The sequence below is a fragment of the Streptococcus infantis genome (assembly GCF_000960085.1).
GTDB lineage: Bacteria > Bacillota > Bacilli > Lactobacillales > Streptococcaceae > Streptococcus > Streptococcus infantis_C.
This window is the reverse complement of sequence record NZ_JYGT01000010.1, coordinates 127,591-149,719: the sequence shown is the minus strand read 5'-3', so window position 1 is coordinate 149,719 and position 22,129 is coordinate 127,591. Positions and strand designations below refer to the sequence as shown.

20 protein-coding genes and 1 other annotated feature are annotated in these 22,129 nt (G+C 38.0%); all 20 genes read right to left on the bottom strand.

Going from position 1 to position 22,129, the window contains the following annotated elements:
• Nucleotides 1–29: 29 nt before the first annotated feature.
• The gene (locus TZ94_RS08290) at nucleotides 30–209 is read right to left on the bottom strand and encodes a hypothetical protein (protein WP_045615871.1); all 180 of its coding nucleotides are present in this window, start codon (nucleotides 207–209) and stop codon (nucleotides 30–32) included.
• Between the two features lie 9 nt (nucleotides 210–218).
• A complete protein-coding gene (gene obgE, locus TZ94_RS08285; RefSeq protein WP_045615869.1) occupies nucleotides 219–1,529 on the bottom strand; it encodes a GTPase ObgE in 1,311 nt (436 codons plus the stop codon).
• Between the two features lie 77 nt (nucleotides 1,530–1,606).
• Nucleotides 1,607–1,741, bottom strand: coding sequence for a DUF4044 domain-containing protein (locus TZ94_RS09630; RefSeq protein ID WP_045615867.1), 135 nt, complete (start codon nucleotides 1,739–1,741; stop codon nucleotides 1,607–1,609).
• A 29-nt stretch (nucleotides 1,742–1,770) separates the two neighbouring features.
• Nucleotides 1,771–1,962, bottom strand: a complete 192-nt coding sequence (locus tag TZ94_RS08275) for a PspC domain-containing protein (RefSeq protein ID WP_052689745.1) — start codon at nucleotides 1,960–1,962, stop codon at nucleotides 1,771–1,773.
• Nucleotides 1,963–1,988: 26 nt separating this feature from the next.
• On the bottom strand, nucleotides 1,989–3,305 hold the full coding sequence (locus tag TZ94_RS08270) for a glycosyltransferase family 4 protein (protein WP_045615865.1): 1,317 nt from the start codon (nucleotides 3,303–3,305) through the stop codon (nucleotides 1,989–1,991).
• A gap of 8 nt (nucleotides 3,306–3,313) precedes the next feature.
• Nucleotides 3,314–4,366: a glycosyltransferase family 4 protein gene (locus TZ94_RS08265; RefSeq protein WP_052689744.1), complete on the bottom strand. Its 1,053-nt coding sequence runs from the start codon at nucleotides 4,364–4,366 to the stop codon at nucleotides 3,314–3,316.
• Between the two features lie 101 nt (nucleotides 4,367–4,467).
• Nucleotides 4,468–4,797, bottom strand: a complete 330-nt coding sequence (locus TZ94_RS08260; RefSeq protein WP_006145447.1) for a metal-sulfur cluster assembly factor — start codon at nucleotides 4,795–4,797, stop codon at nucleotides 4,468–4,470.
• Between the two features lie 17 nt (nucleotides 4,798–4,814).
• Nucleotides 4,815–5,924: an RNA polymerase sigma factor RpoD gene (rpoD, locus tag TZ94_RS08255; protein WP_004252673.1), complete on the bottom strand. Its 1,110-nt coding sequence runs from the start codon at nucleotides 5,922–5,924 to the stop codon at nucleotides 4,815–4,817.
• Between the two features lie 2 nt (nucleotides 5,925–5,926).
• On the bottom strand, nucleotides 5,927–7,687 hold the full coding sequence (dnaG, locus tag TZ94_RS08250; protein WP_045615861.1) for a DNA primase: 1,761 nt from the start codon (nucleotides 7,685–7,687) through the stop codon (nucleotides 5,927–5,929).
• 244 nt (nucleotides 7,688–7,931) lie between these two features.
• On the bottom strand, nucleotides 7,932–8,690 hold the full coding sequence (locus TZ94_RS08245; protein ID WP_045615859.1) for an ABC transporter ATP-binding protein: 759 nt from the start codon (nucleotides 8,688–8,690) through the stop codon (nucleotides 7,932–7,934).
• Complete coding sequence (locus TZ94_RS08240) at nucleotides 8,687–9,553, bottom strand: ABC transporter permease (protein ID WP_045615858.1); 867 nt, start codon at nucleotides 9,551–9,553, stop codon at nucleotides 8,687–8,689. Before TZ94_RS08240 ends, TZ94_RS08245 begins: the two co-directional genes overlap by 4 nt.
• 61 nt (nucleotides 9,554–9,614) lie before the next feature.
• The gene (gene trpX, locus TZ94_RS08235) at nucleotides 9,615–10,613 is read right to left on the bottom strand and encodes a tryptophan ABC transporter substrate-binding protein (RefSeq protein ID WP_045615857.1); all 999 of its coding nucleotides are present in this window, start codon (nucleotides 10,611–10,613) and stop codon (nucleotides 9,615–9,617) included.
• Between the two features lie 133 nt (nucleotides 10,614–10,746).
• Nucleotides 10,747–10,962 (bottom strand) — a binding site (T-box leader).
• A 94-nt stretch (nucleotides 10,963–11,056) separates the two neighbouring features.
• Nucleotides 11,057–13,882 carry a phosphoenolpyruvate carboxylase gene (gene ppc / locus TZ94_RS08230; RefSeq protein WP_045615856.1) on the bottom strand — a complete coding sequence of 942 codons (2,826 nt, stop codon included), beginning with the start codon at nucleotides 13,880–13,882 and terminating at the stop codon, nucleotides 11,057–11,059.
• A 23-nt stretch (nucleotides 13,883–13,905) separates the two neighbouring features.
• Complete coding sequence (ftsW, locus tag TZ94_RS08225) at nucleotides 13,906–15,117, bottom strand: cell division peptidoglycan polymerase FtsW (protein WP_045615855.1); 1,212 nt, start codon at nucleotides 15,115–15,117, stop codon at nucleotides 13,906–13,908.
• A 211-nt stretch (nucleotides 15,118–15,328) separates the two neighbouring features.
• Nucleotides 15,329–16,270, bottom strand: a complete 942-nt coding sequence (prsA, locus tag TZ94_RS08220; protein ID WP_045615854.1) for a peptidylprolyl isomerase PrsA — start codon at nucleotides 16,268–16,270, stop codon at nucleotides 15,329–15,331.
• Between the two features lie 74 nt (nucleotides 16,271–16,344).
• A complete protein-coding gene (locus tag TZ94_RS08215) occupies nucleotides 16,345–17,058 on the bottom strand; it encodes an O-methyltransferase (protein ID WP_052689743.1) in 714 nt (237 codons plus the stop codon).
• Between the two features lies 1 nt (nucleotide 17,059).
• Nucleotides 17,060–18,862: an oligoendopeptidase F gene (pepF, locus tag TZ94_RS08210; protein ID WP_045615853.1), complete on the bottom strand. Its 1,803-nt coding sequence runs from the start codon at nucleotides 18,860–18,862 to the stop codon at nucleotides 17,060–17,062.
• A gap of 18 nt (nucleotides 18,863–18,880) precedes the next feature.
• The gene (locus TZ94_RS08205) at nucleotides 18,881–19,837 is read right to left on the bottom strand and encodes a competence protein CoiA (protein ID WP_045615852.1); all 957 of its coding nucleotides are present in this window, start codon (nucleotides 19,835–19,837) and stop codon (nucleotides 18,881–18,883) included.
• 82 nt (nucleotides 19,838–19,919) lie between these two features.
• On the bottom strand, nucleotides 19,920–21,071 hold the full coding sequence (locus TZ94_RS08200) for a DUF1887 family protein (protein WP_045615851.1): 1,152 nt from the start codon (nucleotides 21,069–21,071) through the stop codon (nucleotides 19,920–19,922).
• Nucleotides 21,072–21,259: 188 nt separating this feature from the next.
• Nucleotides 21,260–22,120: an SAM-dependent methyltransferase TehB gene (gene tehB / locus TZ94_RS08195; protein ID WP_045615850.1), complete on the bottom strand. Its 861-nt coding sequence runs from the start codon at nucleotides 22,118–22,120 to the stop codon at nucleotides 21,260–21,262.
• Between the last annotated feature and the right edge of the window lie 9 nt (nucleotides 22,121–22,129).

Here is a 22,129-nt window from a genome sequence, read left to right as displayed (position 1 = left end):
AGTAAACCAGAAAACCCGTGATACGAATATCACGGGTTCTTTTTATTCTTATTTTTTTCTTCGGCTTGTTTCTTCATTCTCGCAAGTCTCAATGAACGATTGGGATTGAGGCGATTAAAAAGTTCCTCTAATTTCTTTTCATTCCAGACGTCTGCTGCAGAAACAAAATTTCCGTCAGCATCTCGGAAAGATATTGGTTTATCACCCATAGCTATCTCCTAGTCTACAAATTCAAACTCAAATTTTCCAATACGGACAAGGTCGCCGTCCTTAGCACCACGAGCACGAAGAGCTTCATCAACACCCATACCACGCAACTGACGAGCAAACTTCATGACAGACTCATCACGGTCAAAGTTAGTCATATTAAAGAGTTTCATGAGTTTTTCACCTGAAAGAACCCATGTTGCGTCATCGTCACGACTAATCTCAAATGGTTTTTCTTCTTCATCAAAGCCATAATATGCTTCTTCTTCCATTTCAGATTCATCGTAAATTGGAAATTCTGGCGTCTTATCAAGAAGTTCTGCCGTTGCATCTAATAAAGGTGCAAGACCTTGCTTGGTCAAACCTGAGATTGGGAAGATTGGCGGTAATTCTTCAGATTCATCATAATTAGCAGCCAATTTTTTCTTGAACTCTTCAAGGTTTTCCTGACTCTCTGGCATATCCATCTTGTTGGCAACAATGATTTGCGGACGCTCCATCAGACGAAGATTATAAGATTCAAGTTCCTTATTAATCGCTAGATAATCCTCGTAAGGATCACGTCCTTCACTAGCGGACATATCAATGATATGCAGGATAACACGAGTACGTTCGATATGACGCAAGAACTGAGTTCCTAGTCCAACACCTTGGCTAGCACCTTCAATCAATCCAGGAAGGTCTGCAACGGCAAAGGATTCACCGGACTGGGTACGAACCATACCAAGATTTGGAACAATTGTCGTAAAGTGGTAGGCACCAATTTTTGGCTTAGCAGAGGTAATCACGCTAAGGAGTGTTGATTTACCGACAGATGGGAAGCCAACTAAGCCAACATCCGCAAGAATTTTAAGTTCTAACTGTAATTCACGTTCCTGACCTGGTTCTCCATTTTCTGAGATTTCTGGTGCAGGATTTTTTGGTGTTGCAAAACGGATATTTCCACGTCCACCACGTCCACCATGAGCTACAATAAACTCTTGACCATTCTCAATCAAATCGGTGATGACTTTTCCAGTCTCGGCATCACGCACAGTTGTCCCTTGAGGTACACGGACAATTAAGTCTTCTGCCCCTCTACCGTGCATCCCTTTGGTCATTCCCTTCTCGCCAGATTGGGCTTTGAAATGACGATTGTAACGGAAGTCCATAAGGGTACGTAAACCTTCGTCTACAACGAAAACAACGTTACCACCACGTCCTCCATCACCGCCCCATGGTCCACCATTAGGGACGTATTTTTCACGACGAAAAGCAACCATGCCATCGCCACCATTACCAGCCTTTACTTTAATCTTGGCTGTATCTAAAAACATACTCATATTCTCTTCTCACTTCAAAAAGGGCTGGGAAATCCCAGTCACCCAACTTATTGCCAAACAATAAAATGATTAACTTTTTAGAATCTGCTAAATACACCAATGGCAGTAGCAAAGATACCTGCCAATGTTACAAATAACATTACTAATACTACAAACATTGTAAGTTTTTCAAAGAATGTTTTTTTACGTTTACCATTATCACCGAATGCCATGTTTTCTCCTTTACTATAATACTCTGTTCTTAATATTCATCTGATACAGGAGCGATTGCCCACAAGATTAAGTAAGCAATAAGTCCAGCACCATAACAGAAAGCTAAAACTCCCCAAATAACACGTACGATTGTAGGGTCGATATCAAAATAATTAGCTAAACCAGCGCATACACCACCGATTTTTTGATCTCTACCACTTCTCATAAATTTCTTTTTCATATTTTTATTTCCTTTCTTTGATTCGATTAATCATTTATATATTTTCTTAAATTTCTTAATTGTTTTCTAGATGCCTTAAGCATACGCTTCGAACCTTTAACTGGCATAGTAACAGCCTGTTGCGGGATATAGAAGACTGTCTTTAAAATACGTTTTGTAACAGGTTCGTCAGCCCCTATTTCTTTAGCAAAATTATTTGAAATAATAACGTCTAGATAAAATTCATGGACTCTTCTAGCAAAATTCTCAGCAGAAATTTCATATAATTTTTCAGCCAAGTGTTTTTCATCCATTGACGGTGTAACAAGTAAGGCTTCAAGAATCGCTCCTGCCAAGTCCCTTTCCTCATAATAAAGGGTTCCGAACATTTTATCACTGATGAGATTATCCAAATAAGGATTACCATGGGCAATAACAGGTGTCTTACTAGCTAAACTTTCAAGATAAGTTAATCCCTGAGTCTCACTTGTAGAAGCCGATATGAAGAAATCAGCTGCCTTATAAAAGAGTGCCGTCTCATTTGGCGGAATCATACCTGTAAAGATAACAGAATCTTGAATTTTTAAATCTTCTGCTTGCTCCTTAAGGTTGTCTAAATAAGGTCCATCTCCAGCTACAACCAGTTTAATATTTGGTTCTTCTTTTAGGACATCTGGTAAAGCTGCTAGAACTGCTTGAATGTTCTTCTCGTACGAAACACGAGAAAGACTTAGAAGCATCTTTTCATCTTGTTGGATCCCTAGTTTATCCCGTAAGTCACTAATGTGTTCGGGACCAATCTCAGGGCGTTCAAATTTGGCAAGTTCAATCCCTGTAGGAATAACACGCTTTTCAACTTTGACCTTATAATCTGATAGAAGGTCTCGCACGATTTCACTTGGGCAAATAACCCCATCAACGTCATGAAGGAAACCACGGACAAGGAACTTAACCATACCTGGACGAATCAACATCCCCTTAGCAATATAATGGACATAATCCTCATACTGGGTATGATAGGTATGAATAACTGGAATTTTCAATTCTCGTGCAATCCATATTCCTAACAAACCTAGAGAAAACTCAGTTTGCGTATGAATAATATCAAGTTTGTATTGCTTAGCAATCTCAAGAGCTTTTGTAAATCCACGGTAAGCGAAACGACGATCTTTAAAGGCAAAGAAAGGAACACTTGGAATACGGATAATCTGCCAGTCTTCATAGCGATTGACATCCTTATCAGTTGTCGTAAAGATAAAGACTGCATGCCCTTGCTTCTCAAGCTCAGTTTTTAAGGTTCGAATACTGGTCGCAACACCCGAGACCTGTGGGAAATAAGTATCTGTAAATAATCCAATTCGCATATACTACCTCATTTTTTTCCTAAAGCTGCTTGCTCCCGATAGAATTTAAGCCAGATTTCTAAGAGATGCTCTTCTGAGTATTCTTTTGAAATAGCCTTAGCCCCCTCTTTTAATTCTTTTAGTGCTTCTGGATGCGCTCTGTATTCCAAAATAGCTTCTTTCATTTCTTCCACATCAGTGGTTGGACGATAATTTCCTTCTAGAATAACCTTATAAAGATCCAAATCTCGAAGCATAATGGGTGCTTCACAACTTGCAGCTTCTAGAATGGTCATTGGAAAGAGCTCGTTATAACTAGGAAGTAAGAACAAATCTGCTAAAGCATAGAGTTCTCTCATCCGTTCTGGCGCAACAATCCCAGGGAAAATTAAATTTTCTGGAGGATTATCCATGATTTTTTTATAACGCTCATAACCATCCGTGATCCCACCAAAAGAGAAGCCACCAGCCCAAATAAAGGTAATATCTGGTAACTCTTCAGCAAGTGAAATGAAATCATCAATTCCCTTACGCTTTTGAACCTGCCCAGCTCCTACTACTACGAATTGATTTTCACTCAACCCCATGTCATGTCGAAGTTTACTTACTTCTTCTGCAGGAAGTGGATGCCATTTTTCCTTATTAACAAAGTTAGGGATATAGGTTACTTTTTCACGGGGAATCCCAGCTGCAACCAAATCTTCGATGAAAGTAGGATTGACCACAACCAAATGTTCCATACGGTCATAAAAGGAAAATACGTATCGTTTCACGATTCCTTTTAGGAAGAATGGTATCTTCAAGCTACCTTCTAAGGTATCCGGCAAGAAGTGGACATAACCTATTCTACGACCAGAACGCTTCTTTTGGAATGTTGACAAATAATAAGGAAGATCGATTGTATGAAAATGAGTAACATCAGCTTCTACAGGAAGATTCTCCGTTACAATTAGTTGGTCTTTCGCATCACGTTTCAAAAGTTGCACAAGTTCACGGTAAGCTCCAGAAACACCTTGACCTGCTACCTTTTCACTTGAACTCAGCATATTGATGCGTAATTTCTCTTTTTCCATACTATCCATTATATCATTTTCTTGAAATAAAATCAGCAAATTAAAAGAGAGATAGCATAAAAGCTAAGAAAATTCCTAACAATTATACTATTTCTCTTTTTTATTTTTTTCTATTTAATTCCTAAAGCAATGCGCGCATAGCGACTCATTTTTTCAACCGTCCAAGCTGGATACCAAACTAATTTAACTTCAACGTTGGTAACCTCTGGTACATCTGTCATTGCATCGTAGATTTGATCTGTTAAGAGATCTGCCAAAGGACAACCCATAGTTGTCAAAGTCATATCGATCTCTGTATCTCCTGTATCACCATCAAAACGAATCTCATAAATCAGACCTAGGTTAACGATATCGATTCCTAATTCTGGGTCGATAACTTCTTCTAAAGCTGTCAAAATCCGTGTTTTGATGTTTTCAATTTGCTCTTCAGTGTAAGCCATATTCAGTCTCCTCTGTCTTAATCTTCAATGAAGTCACGAAGCGGTTTGCTACGACTTGGCTGGCGAAGTTTTCTCAAAGCTTTTGCCTCAATCTGACGAATACGCTCACGAGTGACGTTAAAGACTTTACCCACATCTTCTAGAGTACGCATTTTACCATCATCAAGACCAAAACGAAGACGAAGAACATTTTCTTCACGATCTGTAAGAGTATCCAAAACTTCATCTAACTGTTCGCGCAAAACGATACGAGTTGTGTAGTCAACTGGATTTTCAATCACTTCATCTTCGATAAAGTCACCAAGATGGCTATCATCTTCTTCACCAATAGGCGTTTCTAGAGAAACTGGTTCTTGTGCAATCTTAAGGATTTCACGAACCTTATCAGGTGTCATATCCATACGTTCTGCAATTTGTTCAGGAGTAGGGTCTTGTCCCAACTCTTGAAGAAGATTACGTTGTTCACGAACAAGCTTGTTGATGGTTTCTACCATGTGAACTGGGATACGGATGGTACGTGCTTGGTCAGCAATGGCACGGGTAATAGCCTGACGGATCCACCAAGTTGCATAAGTTGAGAATTTGAACCCTTTAGAGTAGTCAAATTTATCAACGGCTTTCATAAGCCCCATGTTACCTTCTTGGATTAAGTCAAGGAATTGCATTCCACGTCCAACGTAGCGTTTCGCGATAGACACAACCAAACGAAGGTTAGCTTCTGCTAGACGTTGCTTAGCTTCAACATCACCTGCTTCAACAGCAAGTGCCAACTCTTTTTCTTCTTCGTTAGTAAGAAGAGGCACGACACCAATTTCCTTCAAGTACATACGAACAGGATCATTAACCTTAGCAGATGTTGAACCAATTAAATCCTCATCACTGAGTTCTGGTTCTTCTTCTGTACTTAGAACACGTTCACTTGGATTTCCTTCGTTATCCGTGATTGCAATCCCAGCATCTTGAATACGTTGCAACAGATTTTCAATTCCTTCAACATCAAGAGCAAAAGGGATTACAAGGACATTGTTGATTTCGTCATCTGTCGCAGTACCAGTTTTCTTATGATTACGAATAAACTCAGCGACTTGGACATCAAAAGTTGTTACTTCTTTTTGTTTTTTTGCCATTCTTACTCCATTCTTCTTTTTTGGGCAATTAAGCGTTCAAGCTCTTCTAAAGCGGTATCAGTATCACCTACATGACTAGCTTCCTGAACCTTCTTTTTGATTTGCAAATTTTGTTGATTCAACAGAGCACGATTTCTCGACTCTTCCACTTCTTTTAACTCTTCCGGAGACATTTCAGAAGGTAAATCCAAGGCTAACACCTGATACCAAGCATTTTCCACTTCTCTAGTCTGGTTAGCCAAATCTTCCGAAGTGATTGATCCATTATCAATCAGCAGACCATACAAGGTTTGAAACTCAGGTGTTTCAAATACAAAATCATCTCTCAAGCGATAATCATTGAGCACCAAAGGATGTTCCATCATACGGTAAAGAATATGCGCTTCAGCCCTCATAACTGCTGTCAGTTGTTTAGAAACCGACATAGTAATTGGTGTCGGATTAACGACTTGCTTAACCTTTTCTTGTCTCTGTCTAACACGACTTTCATTAATAATGTGCTCTACTTGTTGATAATCAAAAGATGGTAAATGATCAGTCAGTAAATGAATATAGGTATTCTGAGCTGTGATAGAAGGTTCTTTGACGATAAGAGGTGCAATTTTCTCGATAAAATCAATCTGTGCTTGGAGATTTTCACTATTACTAGGTTTGTAATGATGGATATAAAACTCAATCGGACTGATTCGAGTATTGGATAAAAGATAAGCCAAATCCTCTGGAGAATTCTTTTGTAAATACTCATCAGGGTCCATTGCATCGGGAATTTGAACAATTTGAACTGGTAAATCCCCAAGTTCCTCTAGAGCTTTAGCGGTTGCTGCTTGTCCTGCCTTGTCACCATCATAAGTGATAATCACTTTTTTTGTAAAGCGTTTGAGATGTTCAACGTGTTCAGCAGTCAAGGCTGTTCCCATGGAAGCTACAGCATTTTCAATACCAGCACGGTAGGCTGCAATGACATCCATAAAACCTTCCATCAGATAAATTTCAGGAGCCTTACCAGACCCTTTTTTTACCCTATCCAAATGATATAATTCGTAACTCTTATTAAAAATTGCCGTCGCGCGACTATTTTTATACTTGGCAGTTTGAGAATCCGTCTCTTGCCAAACACGACCAGAAAAAGCAATTACCTTACCTTGATCGTTAAAGAGTGGAAATATAATCCGGTTATGGAAGGTATCAAAGAATTGATTACTCTCGGAAAGATAAAACAGACCTGAATCCAGCAAGTCCTTTTCGCTATAATCATCAGCTAAACGTTGGTAGAGATAAGAACGTTCAGCAGGGGCTAAACCAATCATAAAATGCTTAATGACATCATCGGTCAAACCACGTTTATAGAGATAGTTTCTTGCTTCCTCACCCATTTTTGTTGTCATGAGAATAGCATGATAAAAGCGTGCAGCCTTATCATGCATCTCATAAAGATTTTGATGAGGGGACGTATGTTGAGCAGTATTGTGTACAGGAGTTTCAAGATGCATCCCAAGACGCTCACCTAAAATCCTTACTGCATCGGCAAAGGTTACTTGTTGATATTCTTCAATAAATTTAAAGACATCTCCAGAACGGCCACAACCAAAACAGTGGTAAAACTGCTTATCTTCAACTACGTTAAAGGAAGGGGTCTTTTCACCATGAAAAGGACAGAGCCCTAAAAAGTTCCGTCCAGATTTTTGTAAGGAAATTACTTCTCCTATGATTTCGACAATATTGGTATTGTTTTTGATTTCTTCGATGACTCTCTTGTCAACCATAGACAATACCTCCATTTTATCACAGTTTACTTTATATAGTATACTTTATTTCTGAAAAAAAGTAAACCATTTCATCCCCTTTACATACTTCTATTTCATAGATTATAAACTTTTTTAAAGTAAAATTTTATTTAAAAGCAAATAACCTTGAAAATAAAAATCATAGCTAAAATTTTCTATTCGTTTCAAAAACAAAAAACTTAGAGGTAAATACTACCTCTAAGCTTATAGTTAATGTGAATTCTTAATCAAACAGTTGATAATAATCAGAAATCTTCATTTTAGCTTTTTCATCCTTATTCAAATCTTGGATGATTTGTCCATCTTTCATAACAATCAAGCGATTTCCATACTTGAGAGCATCTTCCATATGGTGAGTAATCATCAAAGCAGTTAGATGGTCCTTGTTGACAAAGTCATTTGTCAATTCCATCAAGGCAACACTTGTTTTAGGGTCAAGGGCAGCTGTATGTTCATCTAACAAAAGTAGTTCTGGACGTTTTAGTGTTGCCATTAAGAGACTTAAAGCCTGTCTTTGTCCACCTGATAAAAATTCAATCGGAGTATCCAAATGCTTCTCTAGACCATTGCCAACCTTCTCAATGGTTGCTTGAAATTCTTCTTTATAGGCTGAGAGTTTTCTTGGAAATAAACCACGTTTTTCTCCACGAAACTTAGCAATCAAAAGGTTTTCTGCAACGGTCATACGAGGTGCAGTTCCCATCTTAGGATCTTGGAAAACACGAGAGAGATACTTAGCACGTTTCTCAGGGCTAAAATGAGTTACATCTTCACCCATGATACGAATGCTACCACTTGTCAAGGGTAGAGTTCCCGCAATGCTATTAAAGAGGGTTGACTTCCCTGCTCCATTTCCACCCAATATTGTGATGAAGTCATGTTCATAAATTTCAAGTGAAACATCGTTTAGGATAATTTTTTCCTCGTCGAAGCCATTTTTCACAATTTTTGTGGCATTTTTTAATTCTACAATTGCTGTCATTTGCTTAATTTGACTCCTTTCAAGTATTTATCCTTAAGGGTTGGAATTACCAAGCAAGTTGCCAGGATAAGAGCACTGTACAAACGGAGGTAGCTAGTGTTAAAGCCGAGAGCAATAACCCCCCATACCAAGAATTGATAACTGATGGAACCAACAACAATAGTAACTAAACGCTCTGCTAGGGTAAGACTCTTGAAGAGGACTTCACCGATAATCAAGCTGGCAAGACCAACAACGATAACACCGATACCACGAGAGACATCGGCATAGCCTTCTTGTTGAGCGATAAGGGCACCAGCAAGTGCAATAACACCGTTTGACAAGACCAAACCCATAAGCTCCATGCGTCCTGTATTGATACCAAAACTACGAGCCATATCTGGATTATCTCCTGTAGCGATATAGGCCTGTCCAAGTTTAGTATCTAGGAAGAAAAGCATGAGTAAAATGACCAAAGTCACAAAAATCAAACCTGTCAGTAATTGATTAATCTCAGATGAGAAAGGAAGAACATCTTGGATTTGCTTGGTGTTTAAGAGTCCAAGGTTAGCCCGTCCCATAATCATGAGCATGATAGAATGACAAGAAGTCATGACCAAAATTCCTGATAAAAGGGTTGGAATCTTCCCTTTCGTATAAAGAAGACCCGCTGTTAAACCAGCAAGACAACCCGCTCCTACAGCTGCTAAAGTCGCAAGAAAAGGATTAACCCCTTGGGTAATGAGAGTAACTGCTACTGCTCCTCCCAAAGGGAAGGAACCCTCAGTTGTCATATCTGGAAAGTTCAGGATTCGAAAGGTCATAAAGATTCCCAAACCTAGGATAGCCCAGACCAATCCCTGTGAAATAATAGATATTAGCATGTTTGATTCGTTTCCTTTATTCTAAAAATTGGAGGAGATGTCTCCAACTCCTCCTACATTCTTATTCGATTACTTGACCAGCTTCTTTGATAACTGATTCAGGAATAGTAATTCCAAGTTCTTGAGCAACTTTTTTGTTGATCACTGATTTACCGGTTGAGAAGACATTAACTGGTGTATCTGCAGGTTTTTCACCCTTCAAGACTTTGGCAATCATCTTACCAGTAGCAACACCAAGATCGTGTTGGTCCACAACGACTGATGCCAAACCACCGGCTTCTACCATTGCAGTTGCACTTGGATAGATTGGTTTTTTAGCTGTTTGGTTACTTGATACTACAGTTGAGAACGCAGATGCGATTGTGTTGTCAATTGGAACCCAGATTGCATCTACTTTTCCAGTCATGACGTTTACTGTAGAAGCAATTTCGTTAGTTGATGGAACTGCAAAAGTTTCTACTTTCAAACCAGCTTTTTCAGCGTAAGTTTTGAACTCTTCAACTTGAGATTTAGAGTTATCTTCACTACTTGAGTAGAGAGCTCCGATTGTTTTAACATCAGGTGTCAAAGCTTTAATTAATTCAACTTGTTGTTCAGCAGGGTTGTGGTCAGATACACCAGTGATGTTCCCGCCTGGTTTTTCCAAGTTTTGTACAAGGTTAGCACCAATTGGGTCTGTGATAGCAGCCATGATAACAGGAAGATCTTTTGTTGCACTTGCAAGACCTTGAGCAGCAGGTGTTGCGATTCCGACAACGACATCATTTCCGTTTGCTACCAATTGTTTACTCATTGTCGCAACCTTACTTTGGTCACCTTCAGAGTTCATAAAGTCGATTTTAACTTGGTCACCTTTATAGCCTTCTTCAGCAAGTCCATCTTGGATACCTTGGTAAATCAAATCAAGTGATGGATGGCTGACGAATTGTAAAACACCAACTTTAGCTGTCTTGTTAGCTGTCTCTGTTTTAGTTTCTTGTTTTGTTAAGTTAGAGTAGACCAAGCTTCCTCCAACTACAACTGCTAATGCTACGATAATACCAATTAAACGTTTATTCATATCTATTTCTCCTTATTTTTCTTAAACTTAGTAATGTTCATTTCACTTTCAATATAACTCTACCAAGCGTCGCCATCGCTTAATTTCCATAAAATTGCCTCCCCATAGAAAAAGTCCTCACACAAAAAACTTGTGTGAGGACGTCGATGCGCGGTGCCACCTCAATTATAGGAACTTGTCCTATCGCTCTTACTCGCTTCACGAGTTGCACTGTAAGGTGTGCTCACCGAATTCTTATGATTTCAAATTCTTAATAACATTCAGCCCAATTTTCATCACTTCCACTTATCTGTTTCCACCAACCACAGACTCTCTAAAAAATTTCAATGATTACTTTCTGAATGTTTAAATTATATCATTTTACTAAAACTTGTCAAGGCTTTTTATGAATTATTTTTTAAAATTATGAAAATTCCTACGGTATTTAAAAAATATAGCTTGTATTAACCTGAATTACGTAATCCTGTAGCAATTCCGTTAATAGTTGTATGAATCAATCTTTCTTCATCTGAAGAAAGCTCGCCACGACGTTGACGCTTAATCAATTCCAACTGGATATAGTTAAGGATATTGAAATAAGGCATACGGTAGTTCAAACTGTCTTTCAAGTAAGTATTTTCTGCCAAAAGTTCATCATAGCCTTCGATAGCCAGGATAACATTCTTAGTCAATTGCCATTCATCCAAAATAGTATAGTAGATTGCTTGTACTTCTTCACTTTCACAAAGTTTAGCATATTCAAAGGCAATATTCATATTTGATTTTGACAAGACCATATCAACGTTAGATAGGAGTGACTGGAAGAAAGGCCAGTTTTTATACATGTCGCGAAGGTATTCAATATTTTTTGGATCTTGATCAATAAATTCTTTGAAGCTTGAACCAACACCATACCAACCCGGGAACATGACACGACTTTGTGACCATGAGAATACCCAAGGAATGGCACGTAGACCACCAATTTCAGTGATTGTTTTACGAGCTGCTGGACGAGAACCAATATTAAAGCTTGAGATCGCCTTGATTGGACTAGATTCAAAGAAATAATCGTAGAAATGTTCGTTTCCAAATACGAGTTCACGGTAGATATCATAGCTACGACTGACTACTTGGTCCATGATTGCCTCATAGCGATTTGATGTATTAGTATCACTCTTCTTCTGTGTAATCATACGGTTGATAGCCGCTGATACCAACATTTCAAGGTTATAGTAGGCTGCATCCTTGTTTCCGTATTTATTTCCGATAACTTCACCTTGTTCAGTTAATCGAATACGGTCCTTGATTGATTTGAGTGGTTGAGAAGCAATGGCGTCATAAGTTGGTCCACCACCACGGCCAACAGTACCACCACGACCGTGGAAGAAGGTTACCTTGACGCCAAATTCATCACCGATAGCGGTTAATTGTTGCTGAGCTTTGTATAGTGTCCAACAAGATGATAGATATCCGCCATCCTTGTTACTATCTGAGTAACCTAGCATGATTTCTTGATAATTATCTTTTGAAGCAATCCACTTCTTAGCAAGCGGTAAAGAGAAATACTTTCTCATTGTTTCTTCGGAATGATCCAAGTCCTCAATTGTTTCAAAGAGAGGCACGATTTGAACACGTGCTTTTTCAGCATCCACAAGACCGACTTCTTTGAGCATGATTGCCAATTCTAACATATCAGACACGCTTGTTGCATGAGAAATAATCGTTTGACGAATGACGTCTTCTCCCAAACGATCTTTTAATTCACGTGCAGTTTGGAAAATGGCTAATTCTTTTTCAAGAAGTTCAGACTTTTCAGCATGAGTAGCTGACAAGATTCGAGGGTCTTCTAATAATTCATGTAAAAGCAACTCGCACTTTTCATCTTCTGACAAATCGCTATAGTGGTCATTAATACCAGCAGATGCTAACAATTCAGCAACACAGGCTTCATGGACGCTTGAGTCTTGGCGCATATCAATGGATGCCAAGTAGAAACCAAAGACCTCAACTGCTTCTAGTAATTCTGCAAACTCACCTGTCAACAAGGCTTCTGCTTTATTCTCAAGCAATGAATCCTTAATGACATTTAAATCATGCTTAAACTCTTCAATCGTTTCATAGTAGGGTGGGCGCTCATCTGCTAAGTCTTGGATAGCACCTGAAAGTCGGCTACTGATATAGTCGGTTATCTCTCCCTGTTTGTATCCTTGAGCACCAAGGAGACGTTCAACATGATGTCGTTCATCTGCTGATGAACCAACAAGAGCCCACTCTTTCAAATTCAAAAGCGTTTGAATTAATTTAGATTGGATAAAGTGAAAAGCACGACGGTAAGGTTCTTTCTCACGGAAGACAGATGTGTCACGAGATTGTGATGCCATTTCTTCGACAGCCTTGCTTGTCTTGGATAAATTAGTAGAAAGAGAGAAAGTACGATAGAGACTAGAAATCTTGCTTATATAGTAGTTGAAGATGACTTCGCTTTGAATGGTTGCTGATCGCATGAGAGTTTCAGCAGTTACAAATGGATTCCCATCTCGGTCTCCACCAATCCACATTCCCATAGTAATAGGTTTGGCTTGTTTTAGGTCAATCCCTTGCTCTTTTGCTAGACGTTTATACTCTAGCATTAGATTTGGTACTGCTTGAAGGAAGGAACTATTGTAGTATTCCATCACATTTGTGATTTCATTAGTTACTTTTAGTTTCTTTTCACGAATCATATCCGTCTGCATAATAATCTCTATATAGCGACGAAGATCATTGTGCCATTTTTCCTTGTTAATAAGGCCCATTCTTACGTCACGATATTTACGTAAGAGCGAATGGATATGAGTTGTCAAATCCAACATACTCTTCCGTTGCACTTGTGTTGGGTGGGCTGTTAATACTGGCACGACATTCAAATGTTCTAGAATTTCAGCGGCATTTTCTTTTTCTGCTACCATTTCAATGGTTGTTGACAATTTTCCAAGATAATCTTGATCAATATTATTAAGATGGTTGATTTCGTATGCCAAGTCAACATCTTCAGAAATATTAATCAAAAGTGGCAAAATAGAGAAATATCTAGAAATGTAGACCATTTCATCATTTGAAAGTCCCGCCACAACTTTATCCAGTCCTTGATAGTCAAGATTTGATGATAGCTCCTTCAACTGCATAATCTTGTCAAAGGTCTCAGCGGGAAGCATATTTTTAGTAATATCTTCAAGCAAATCTGTCAAAATTTGAACTTCTTCTTGAACGACAGTTTTGTTTCTGTTATTTTCTAGTTTTTGAAGAGACATATTTTTCTCCTTGTTACTTTTTCTTAAAGTTGTGCTTCATATTCGCTATAGAGTTTTGCACGTTTTTCACTAGCATCGATATTCAACACAAAGGCGATGGCTACTGACAGAACCAATAGACTATTCCCCCCTTGTGAAAGGAATGGGAAGGTTACACCTGTAGATGGAATCAAGCCTGAGATTCCACCGATATTGACGAATACCTGAATCAATATCATTCCACCAATACCAATCGCTACCATTGAATTAAATGGATCTTTTGCTCGAACACCTACCAAGATAATGCGGAGGATTAAGAAGAATAAGAGAGCTAGAATAAGACTTGCTCCGACAAAACCAAACTCTTCAATAACAATCGAGAACACAAAATCCGTGTGTGCTTCAGGTAGATAACCGCGCTTTTCGATTGAGTTACCTAAACCTAAGCCAAACCAGCCACCATTAACCATTGCATAGTACGAATTGGCTAATTGGTGTCCGGCACCAGCGACGTCATCAAATGGATTAAAGAAAGCACTAAAACGTTTCGCTACATAACCAAAGACAGGAATCTTTGAAACCTTATCAACACCAATCAATTTAATGGCCGTCAATGACACAAAGGACACACTGGTCAGTATACCAAGAATGGTTGCAAACCACCGATGAGCAATTCCACTGATTGAGTACATCAGTAATGCTACCAAGAAGAGAATTGTAGCATTTCCAAGGTCAGGGAAAATAGCTAAACTACCAATCATGACCAAGAGAACAAATCGCCAATCGTTAAAGGATCTAGGAAACCACTGATTAAGAGTCAAGACTTGGAAATCATAAACAACAATTTCTTCTTGTTGTTTTGAAAAACGTTGAGCCAAGTACCAAATAATAATGATTTTCAAGTACTCAGCAGGTTGTATGGTAATAGGACCAACCTTGATCCAACCATAAGCACCATTAATAGGAATCCCAATCAAACGCGCTAGAGCAAGCAATACTAACTCTGAAAACATCACGATGAATAACAAGCGTTCGTTTCGTAAAAATCCTAGCTTCAACTTATAAATAACAGCTATCAAAAGCAAACTAACGATCCAAAATATACCTTGGTTTCGAACTAATTGAAAGGCGCTCTGCCCTTCTTGGATTAAGGATGCACTCGTTGTCGAATATACCACTATCAAGCCCAAAACGGACAAGAGAATATAGGGCACTAAAATAGAATAATTCAACAGGTGCCTTTTACTAATTTTCATACTTCACCATCTATCAAAATCTAATTTTTTATTAATTCTAGTTTTCTAGCTATTATACCATTTTTTAACTTAGAAAAAAACTCTTACCCTTTAATGAGCTGAATTTATGATTATTGAGCATTCTATTAAATTCTGCCTAGTTTTACTCAGAGATTTTGACTGCACATGAAAAAACTCTATCTTTCTTAATAGAAAGATAGAGTCTTAATCTTTAGTTAGAAGATGTAGTTGTAGTTTCTGTTGTTGAATCACTTTGGATATATTGAGTAAAGATATTTTGGAAGGCTTGATCTTTAACCTTGATATTTGCAGCTTGCAATTCTTTACTAATGACACCTTGAACAAAAGTAGCATCATTTTGTTTTTGAGTCAGGATAACTGTCTTCAATTTTTCTTTATAATCATCGATATTAGAAGATTTATCAGTTTTCTTAGTCAATTTCACAATATAGAAACTGTTTGAATAAGCTTGTGTACCTGGAGCTGTAATCACATCAGAAATTCCATCAACATTAAGGGCAAAGGCTGCTTTTTTAACAACGTCTGGCAATTCTGTTGATGCAGAGTCAAAAGTGATTTCTCCACCATTTGCTTTTGTCTTTTCGTCAGTTGAATTATCTTTAGCCAATTGTGCGAAGTCAGCTCCAGATTCTTTAGCTTTAGCAAGAACTTCTTTAGCCTTATCTTCACTATCAAGTTTAATAATTTGTGCAGTTACTTCTGGTGTGTATTCATCGTAAGCTTTTTTGTAGTTCTCATCCGTCAATTCAGCTTCTGCAGCTTTTTTAACAGCATACTCAACCAATTTACTTGTACGAATTTGAGCCTTACGACTTTCAGCTGTCATACCAGCACGAGAAAGAACGATTTGATAGCTATCACCATATTTCTTCTGTTCTTCTGCTACAGCTTCTTCAACTTCTTTATCACTTACTTCAGAACCATATTGTTTTTCAAAAACTTTTTGAATAGTCATGTTAAGTAAGACTTGTTGAGCAGTTGGATTATTCTTAACTTCTTCAAAGAATTGATGTTCAGTGATGACATCACCTTTCATACTGATTAAGTCAGCTCCTTGAGAGCTATTTGAACAAGCAGCCAAAGTAGCTACTGATAACAAAGTGATGGCACCAGCCAATAATTTTTTCTTCATGTTTACTCCTTTTTATACACTAGATAAATGTTTACCTTATCTATTTTACTAAATTGTCTTAAAAATATCTGAAATTAGTCAATATCAGGCAGTTCAACTTCTGCTTGATTCTTTCTCAGCATCAATATCCCATCTCCAAGAGGAACTAGACTAGCTGTTAATCCTGGATTATCAAGAGTTGCCTCAAAGAGCCTTTGCAAACCACGATAGATTGTTCGTTGTCCACGTCGGACTTCCATGATATCCTTGGCGATATCTCCACCTTGGAAAACATCATCCAAGATAACCACTCCACCCACTTCTAGGTGTTTGAGAATTTCTGGAAGAAATACGATGTATTTAGACTTGGCAGAATCCATAAATACGAAATCATAGGTTTCTGTCAAAGTTGATAAAACATCTACCGCATCACCTTCTAAGAGAGTGATTTGTTTACGACTGTCAAATTTTGCAAAATTTTCTTTCGCAAAACCAATCATTTCAGGATTACGGTCAATGGTAGTAATCTTTGCATTTGGGGCATGTTGAGCCATCAAAAGTGCAGAAAAACCAATTGCTGTTCCAATCTCTAAAATGTTTTTAGGTTGTATTGTTTCCATTAGGAAACGAAAATAAGCGACAGTTTCATGAGGGATGATGGGAATATTTTCCTTGCGAGCAAAGTTTTCTAATTCTTTTAAGGAACCTGACACTTGCTTTTGACGTTGACGTAAAAATTCGACGATTTCTTCTTTTACAACAGGACGTCGCATGTTGTGGTTGGCATTTTTACTGTATGACTCAACCATCTTATGCCAATCCTAATTTTTCAACAAGGGCTTCAAACTCATCCAAACGACGTTCAAAGACTGCGAAGGCATCGTTGAGATAATCTTCTTTTTCCATATCAACGCCAGCTTTACGCATGATATTGAGTGGATAGTCTGACTTCCCTGCCTTCAGGTATTCAATATAACGGTCACGATCCTCTTGACTTCCGTGAACAATCTTTTCAGCCAAGGCTGAAGCTGCTGCGAAGCCTGTTGAATATTGATATACATAGTAGTTATAGTAGAAATGAGGGATTCGAGCCCACTCGTACTGGATTTGAGGGTTGTCTTCCTTGCTCAAGCCATAGTATTCTTGGTTCAAGTCAGCGTATAGATTGTTTAGGAACTCGCTTGTTAAAACTTCACCGTTTTGATCTGCTTGGTGAATAGCATGTTCAAATTCTGCAAATTGAGTTTGACGGAAGACTGTCCCACGGAAACCATCCAAGAAATTGTTGAGAATGGCAAAGCGTGTTGCATCGTCTTGCACTTCTTGCAATAATTTTTCTGTCAGGATGTTTTCATTGGTTGTTGAAGCAATTTCTGCCAAGAAGATTGAGTAATCCCCGTAGACATAAGGCTGGGTTTCACGTGTATAGCTTGAATGCATACTGTGACCTGTCTCATGTACAAGAGTAAAGAGATTATCGAGGTTATCCTGCCAGTTAAGAAGCATAAAGGCGTTAGTATCATAGGAACCACCAGAGTAGGCACCTGATCGCTTACCTTGATTTTCATAAACATCAATCCAACGTTCGCTAAAAGCACGTTTCACCCGACTCAAGTAATCTTCACCAAGAACTGCCAAAGCTTCTTCTGCTTTCTTTAAGGCTTCCTCATAAGTAAAGCTGTATTCCACTGAAGACAATGGAGTGTAGACATCGTACATCTTGAGGTCTGGAATACCCAAGATTTTTGAGCGAAGAGCTAGATAACGATGTAAGAGTGGCAAATGCTTACGTACAGCAGATACCAGATTGTCATAGACACTTTCTGGCACAAAGTTAGCTGCAAGAGCTGCTTCACGCGCACTCTTATAGTTACGAACCTTAGCACGATAGTTTTGCACTTTAACATTGGTCTGCAAGGTTTTAGCGTAAGTGTGCTGGTATTGCTCATAAGTAGCATAGAGGGCTTCATATGCTCCACGACGAACCTCACGATTCTTAGATTCTACCAAGCGCATATAAACGCCGTGTGATAATTGTACTTCATTTCCATCTTCATCTTTAACGAATGGAAAGACGATATCTGCATTATCTAAAATAGCAAAGGTTTCACTAGCAGCACCGAAGATTTCACCAGCACCTGCAAGCAACTCTTCTTCACGTTGTGAAAGGACATGGTCCTTATTTTGCAATAGTTTATCAAAGAAGTGTTTATATGGTTGGAGTTTTGGTTCTTCTGCTAGAAAGTTTTGATACTGCTCTTCTGTGATAGCCATAAATTCTGGCTCATAGAAAGAAAAGACTTGATCAAGTTGACTATAAAGAGTCATTGCTTTTGCATAGTATTCTTGATATTTAGCTACTCGCGTGTCTTGGTCGTTTTTCATATGTGCATAAACATAAAGTTTTTCAAGACGACGACTCAATTCTAGATAACGCTCTGTAATGTCAAGAAGGCTTTCTGCGCTATCCAAGAGATGTCCCTCAAGACCAGCTGCTTGTTTTGTATCTTCCGTTAGAAGGGCTAGTTCTTCTTCCCATTTTTGGTCTGTTTCAAAGATAGTGGACAAATCCCATGTATCTTTTTCATCTATTTCATTTCGTTGTAATACCATAAATTTCCTCCATCCTTTCTATTTTACCATATTTTTCAGGAAATAACGATGATAAAAGACAGGTGGATAGAGCTTTTGTTGCTTATTTTGAGAATTTTTCTCATAATAAGCTTGAAAGTTTCGATAATAATCATGAATATCTTGTTTGATTTGGCAAAAATAACCTTTTTCTATCGGCCTTACTTGGGGATACCAGTCCTGTTTCTTTCGATTCAAAAGATTCTCTCCTCTCAAATAGGCTTGAGCTTGTTGCTTCATCCAATAGGGATTTTGATAATAAAGTTGTTTTTGAATGTAATAACAGATGTTCCTGTCTTGCTCAACTGAAAAGGAAATCAGGCTTCGCTGTTGATAAGGAGTCCGTAATATTTCTAGAAGATTCCCTTTGCCATAAGAAAATTCCTTGACCTGATAATGAAGTTTTCCTTTCAAATCTTGATGGAGTAGGTACTTAAGTCTCAAAACTCGTCTTTTATGGTCTAACTCCCAAATATGAAAGCCCATGTTATTACTGAAATAAAGAAAATCTCTCTGAAGTTGAGTTAGTCGCTCATTTAACCATAGTTTTTCTCCAAGTAACCACAAAACTTGAATACCGAGACTTCGATAACCATTGCTTCTCTCCCTTAAAAGTTCACAAGAAATTGGACTACACTGAACTTCTAGGGCTAGTTGTTTATTGATAAAGATATCAGCAATCTGCTTCAGTTCAGGTATCGGATATTCCGTTTCAACCTCATCATTCTTCTTAGCCCAATAAAACAATTGCTCCTTGTTTTCCAGGTGTTCTGGCCCTTCATTTTCATGAAAAAAATCACATTTTTTTAGACTTTCATGCGCAAAATGCGTTCGTACATTTTTCCCTTTTCTCAAGCGAACACGTGCTCCACAAGCTGGGCAATAATAAGTTTGTTTCTTTACTTCATCCCCTAAAGCACTGATTAAATGCCCATTTTTATCCCTCGCTAGAAACATAGAGACCTCCTTTTCTATTCCATTCGAAAAGAAAAAGCAGAAAAAGGTTGACCAACTCAACCTTTTTTTCATTTATTCTCAACTATTTCAGTTGTTTTCTAATATATTTCCGTAACATGGGAATAAGATTCTGTATTTGATCCTGCTTTATCACCATTACACCATATTCTTGACAACGATGACTGTAAACGGGGTTAATCTTTCCTGAGCAAACAATCATCTTCAAACAATTATCACCCGCAAAATGATTGGCATAAACTTCAAGTTCATTAATAGCTTCAACTGATAAATCTGTCATTTTACAGGAAATGAAGATTACTGAGTGACCTTTACGAAAGATAACATCAATCTCATTTTGAACATTGTCCATCTCAGGAAAGATACCATTCCAATCAATCTCAGCGCCAATCAGGCATTCGTCAAAATACTCAGACTCAAGGGCTAGTAAATAGATATACAATTCTAAAATATGCCCTTTAGTTCGACATAACAGATGTGCTTCTGGTGTTGGGAAGGTATAAGTAACAGTATCTGTTGTTTCCTCTTCTACTTTCAGTAAATTAGCTTTTGTGAACAAAGGAATCAAGCTACTGGGGTAAGAATAAATTTTTCCATTACTCTCCAAAACTTTTGCTGTTTCAGAGTGAAAATCGGCTGTTTTTGCTATCGCAAAAAATTGAGTAATCTGATACCATTCTTCTGGATTCTCAATAGCGTACTTGGCCAATTTTTTGATAGCTTCAATTTGCTTAACCGTATGCTGAGGTCGTCTTGATTTCAAGATTTTCCCACCACGTAAGGCTATCAACTGTTCAATGGATAGACTAGGAATATCTAGGTCTTCATCCTCAATTTTAGTCCTTCCTAATGCATACTGTTTTCCTTGTTCAACATCCATAGCAATAATCGGAATATTTTTTTCTAAACCATATTGAAATAAGACGATTGCTAATAGATTATCTCCACCAAAAACATCAATTGTCACTGTATCATAACTATCTATAAAAAAGAAGTCTAAATCCTGCCAGACTTTATTTAGTTTAAATTGACGAAAATGTACTTGTTTTAAGTGGGGTACTTGTTCCAATAAAAAATGTTTCAGGGACAATCTTTCTTCTTCAGCAATTTTTTTCAAAGATAAAAATAAAATTTCATCACAATCACTGACAAAAGCTTGGTATACATTTTTCTCAATGGTATGACGGTCATACAGTTCAATTAAAAGACTAGTCATCCTAAGACCTCCTAGACAAAAAAAGTCTGAAAGAATAGTGGTCGATTAGAATCATTTTAAAACTATCACGATTCTGTTTAACTTTATCGACTTCTCCTACTTCTAGTATAGCATAAATTGAGAACTTCCTTTCTTATTAGGGTAACAAATAAGGGAATAGAAAAATCCTTTTCTTTTCCCTTAGTCTTTTATTTTACTTTTCTTGCCAACATGGTTGCAAAGCGTAGTTGAATACGATTGCCATTTTCATCACGACGGTGCAAATGGCCAGGATTTTCATTGTACTTGATCAATTCCCAGTCCTTGTAGTAATTTGCCAACTCCCCTTCTTTAAAAGTAAATGGGAAATTAACTGAACATGGATAATCTTCCGTATCCATAGCACAAACGATAAGATTGTACCCACCGATAGAGGTTTTTTCCTGCATGTTTTGGATAATAGCAGGAATACGATCTGCTTGTAAAAACATGAGAACAACTGTCGATACGATAAAATTGTAAGTTTGGCCTATGCTAGCTGAATTGATATCGTAGAGACCAACAGGCATCTCTAAATCTTCTTGCTCTACGATGCTTTGCAAGATTTCAAGGGATAGCTCATTTTGATCCACTGCTGTAACATCAAATCCATGTTGAGCTAGAAAGAGTGCATTTCTACCCTGACCACATCCTAGATCAAGTGCCTTACATGGTTTCACGGTTTGTATAGCTTCTAAAACCTCCGAATGAACTGGATTGGTATTGTATTTCTTGGGGAAATAATCTTCCGGTTTACAATAGAATTCTAAATACCACTCCACATCATCTGTGGCAGCTTCCACTCTGTGCCAAGCTTGAGGTTGTGCCATAGGATTATCAGCACCTGCTTCAAAGAGGTGCTCAGCTATAACTTCTCCCTCTTCAGTCAATTCAATAAACTTAAGAGCTCCTTTTAATACGGTAATCTTCCCCCAGGTTCCGACCTTAGTATTGTGTTTTCTTTGAACAGCCTCTGGCATGGTGTCTTTATTCCAGACAGGCATGCGTTTGTAGGCAACTAGTTTTTCCATATTCTTCAC

What these genes read in the sequence shown, in the direction of transcription:
- TZ94_RS08290 (WP_045615871.1), bottom strand. Translation starts at nt 209, where the DNA reads ATGGGTGATAAACCAATATCTTTCCGAGATGCTGACGGAAATTTTGTT.
- obgE (WP_045615869.1), bottom strand. Translation starts at nt 1,529, where the DNA reads ATGAGTATGTTTTTAGATACAGCCAAGATTAAAGTAAAGGCTGGTAAT.
- TZ94_RS09630 (WP_045615867.1), bottom strand. Translation starts at nt 1,741, where the DNA reads ATGGCATTCGGTGATAATGGTAAACGTAAAAAAACATTCTTTGAAAAA.
- TZ94_RS08275 (WP_052689745.1), bottom strand. Translation starts at nt 1,962, where the DNA reads ATGAAAAAGAAATTTATGAGAAGTGGTAGAGATCAAAAAATCGGTGGT.
- TZ94_RS08270 (WP_045615865.1), bottom strand. Translation starts at nt 3,305, where the DNA reads ATGCGAATTGGATTATTTACAGATACTTATTTCCCACAGGTCTCGGGT.
- TZ94_RS08265 (WP_052689744.1), bottom strand. Translation starts at nt 4,366, where the DNA reads ATGGATAGTATGGAAAAAGAGAAATTACGCATCAATATGCTGAGTTCA.
- TZ94_RS08260 (WP_006145447.1), bottom strand. Translation starts at nt 4,797, where the DNA reads ATGGCTTACACTGAAGAGCAAATTGAAAACATCAAAACACGGATTTTG.
- rpoD (WP_004252673.1), bottom strand. Translation starts at nt 5,924, where the DNA reads ATGGCAAAAAAACAAAAAGAAGTAACAACTTTTGATGTCCAAGTCGCT.
- dnaG (WP_045615861.1), bottom strand. Translation starts at nt 7,687, where the DNA reads ATGGTTGACAAGAGAGTCATCGAAGAAATCAAAAACAATACCAATATT.
- TZ94_RS08245 (WP_045615859.1), bottom strand. Translation starts at nt 8,690, where the DNA reads ATGACAGCAATTGTAGAATTAAAAAATGCCACAAAAATTGTGAAAAAT.
- TZ94_RS08240 (WP_045615858.1), bottom strand. Translation starts at nt 9,553, where the DNA reads ATGCTAATATCTATTATTTCACAGGGATTGGTCTGGGCTATCCTAGGT.
- trpX (WP_045615857.1), bottom strand. Translation starts at nt 10,613, where the DNA reads ATGAATAAACGTTTAATTGGTATTATCGTAGCATTAGCAGTTGTAGTT.
- ppc (WP_045615856.1), bottom strand. Translation starts at nt 13,882, where the DNA reads ATGTCTCTTCAAAAACTAGAAAATAACAGAAACAAAACTGTCGTTCAA.
- ftsW (WP_045615855.1), bottom strand. Translation starts at nt 15,117, where the DNA reads ATGAAAATTAGTAAAAGGCACCTGTTGAATTATTCTATTTTAGTGCCC.
- prsA (WP_045615854.1), bottom strand. Translation starts at nt 16,270, where the DNA reads ATGAAGAAAAAATTATTGGCTGGTGCCATCACTTTGTTATCAGTAGCT.
- TZ94_RS08215 (WP_052689743.1), bottom strand. Translation starts at nt 17,058, where the DNA reads ATGGTTGAGTCATACAGTAAAAATGCCAACCACAACATGCGACGTCCT.
- pepF (WP_045615853.1), bottom strand. Translation starts at nt 18,862, where the DNA reads ATGGTATTACAACGAAATGAAATAGATGAAAAAGATACATGGGATTTG.
- TZ94_RS08205 (WP_045615852.1), bottom strand. Translation starts at nt 19,837, where the DNA reads ATGTTTCTAGCGAGGGATAAAAATGGGCATTTAATCAGTGCTTTAGGG.
- TZ94_RS08200 (WP_045615851.1), bottom strand. Translation starts at nt 21,071, where the DNA reads ATGACTAGTCTTTTAATTGAACTGTATGACCGTCATACCATTGAGAAA.
- tehB (WP_045615850.1), bottom strand. Translation starts at nt 22,120, where the DNA reads ATGGAAAAACTAGTTGCCTACAAACGCATGCCTGTCTGGAATAAAGAC.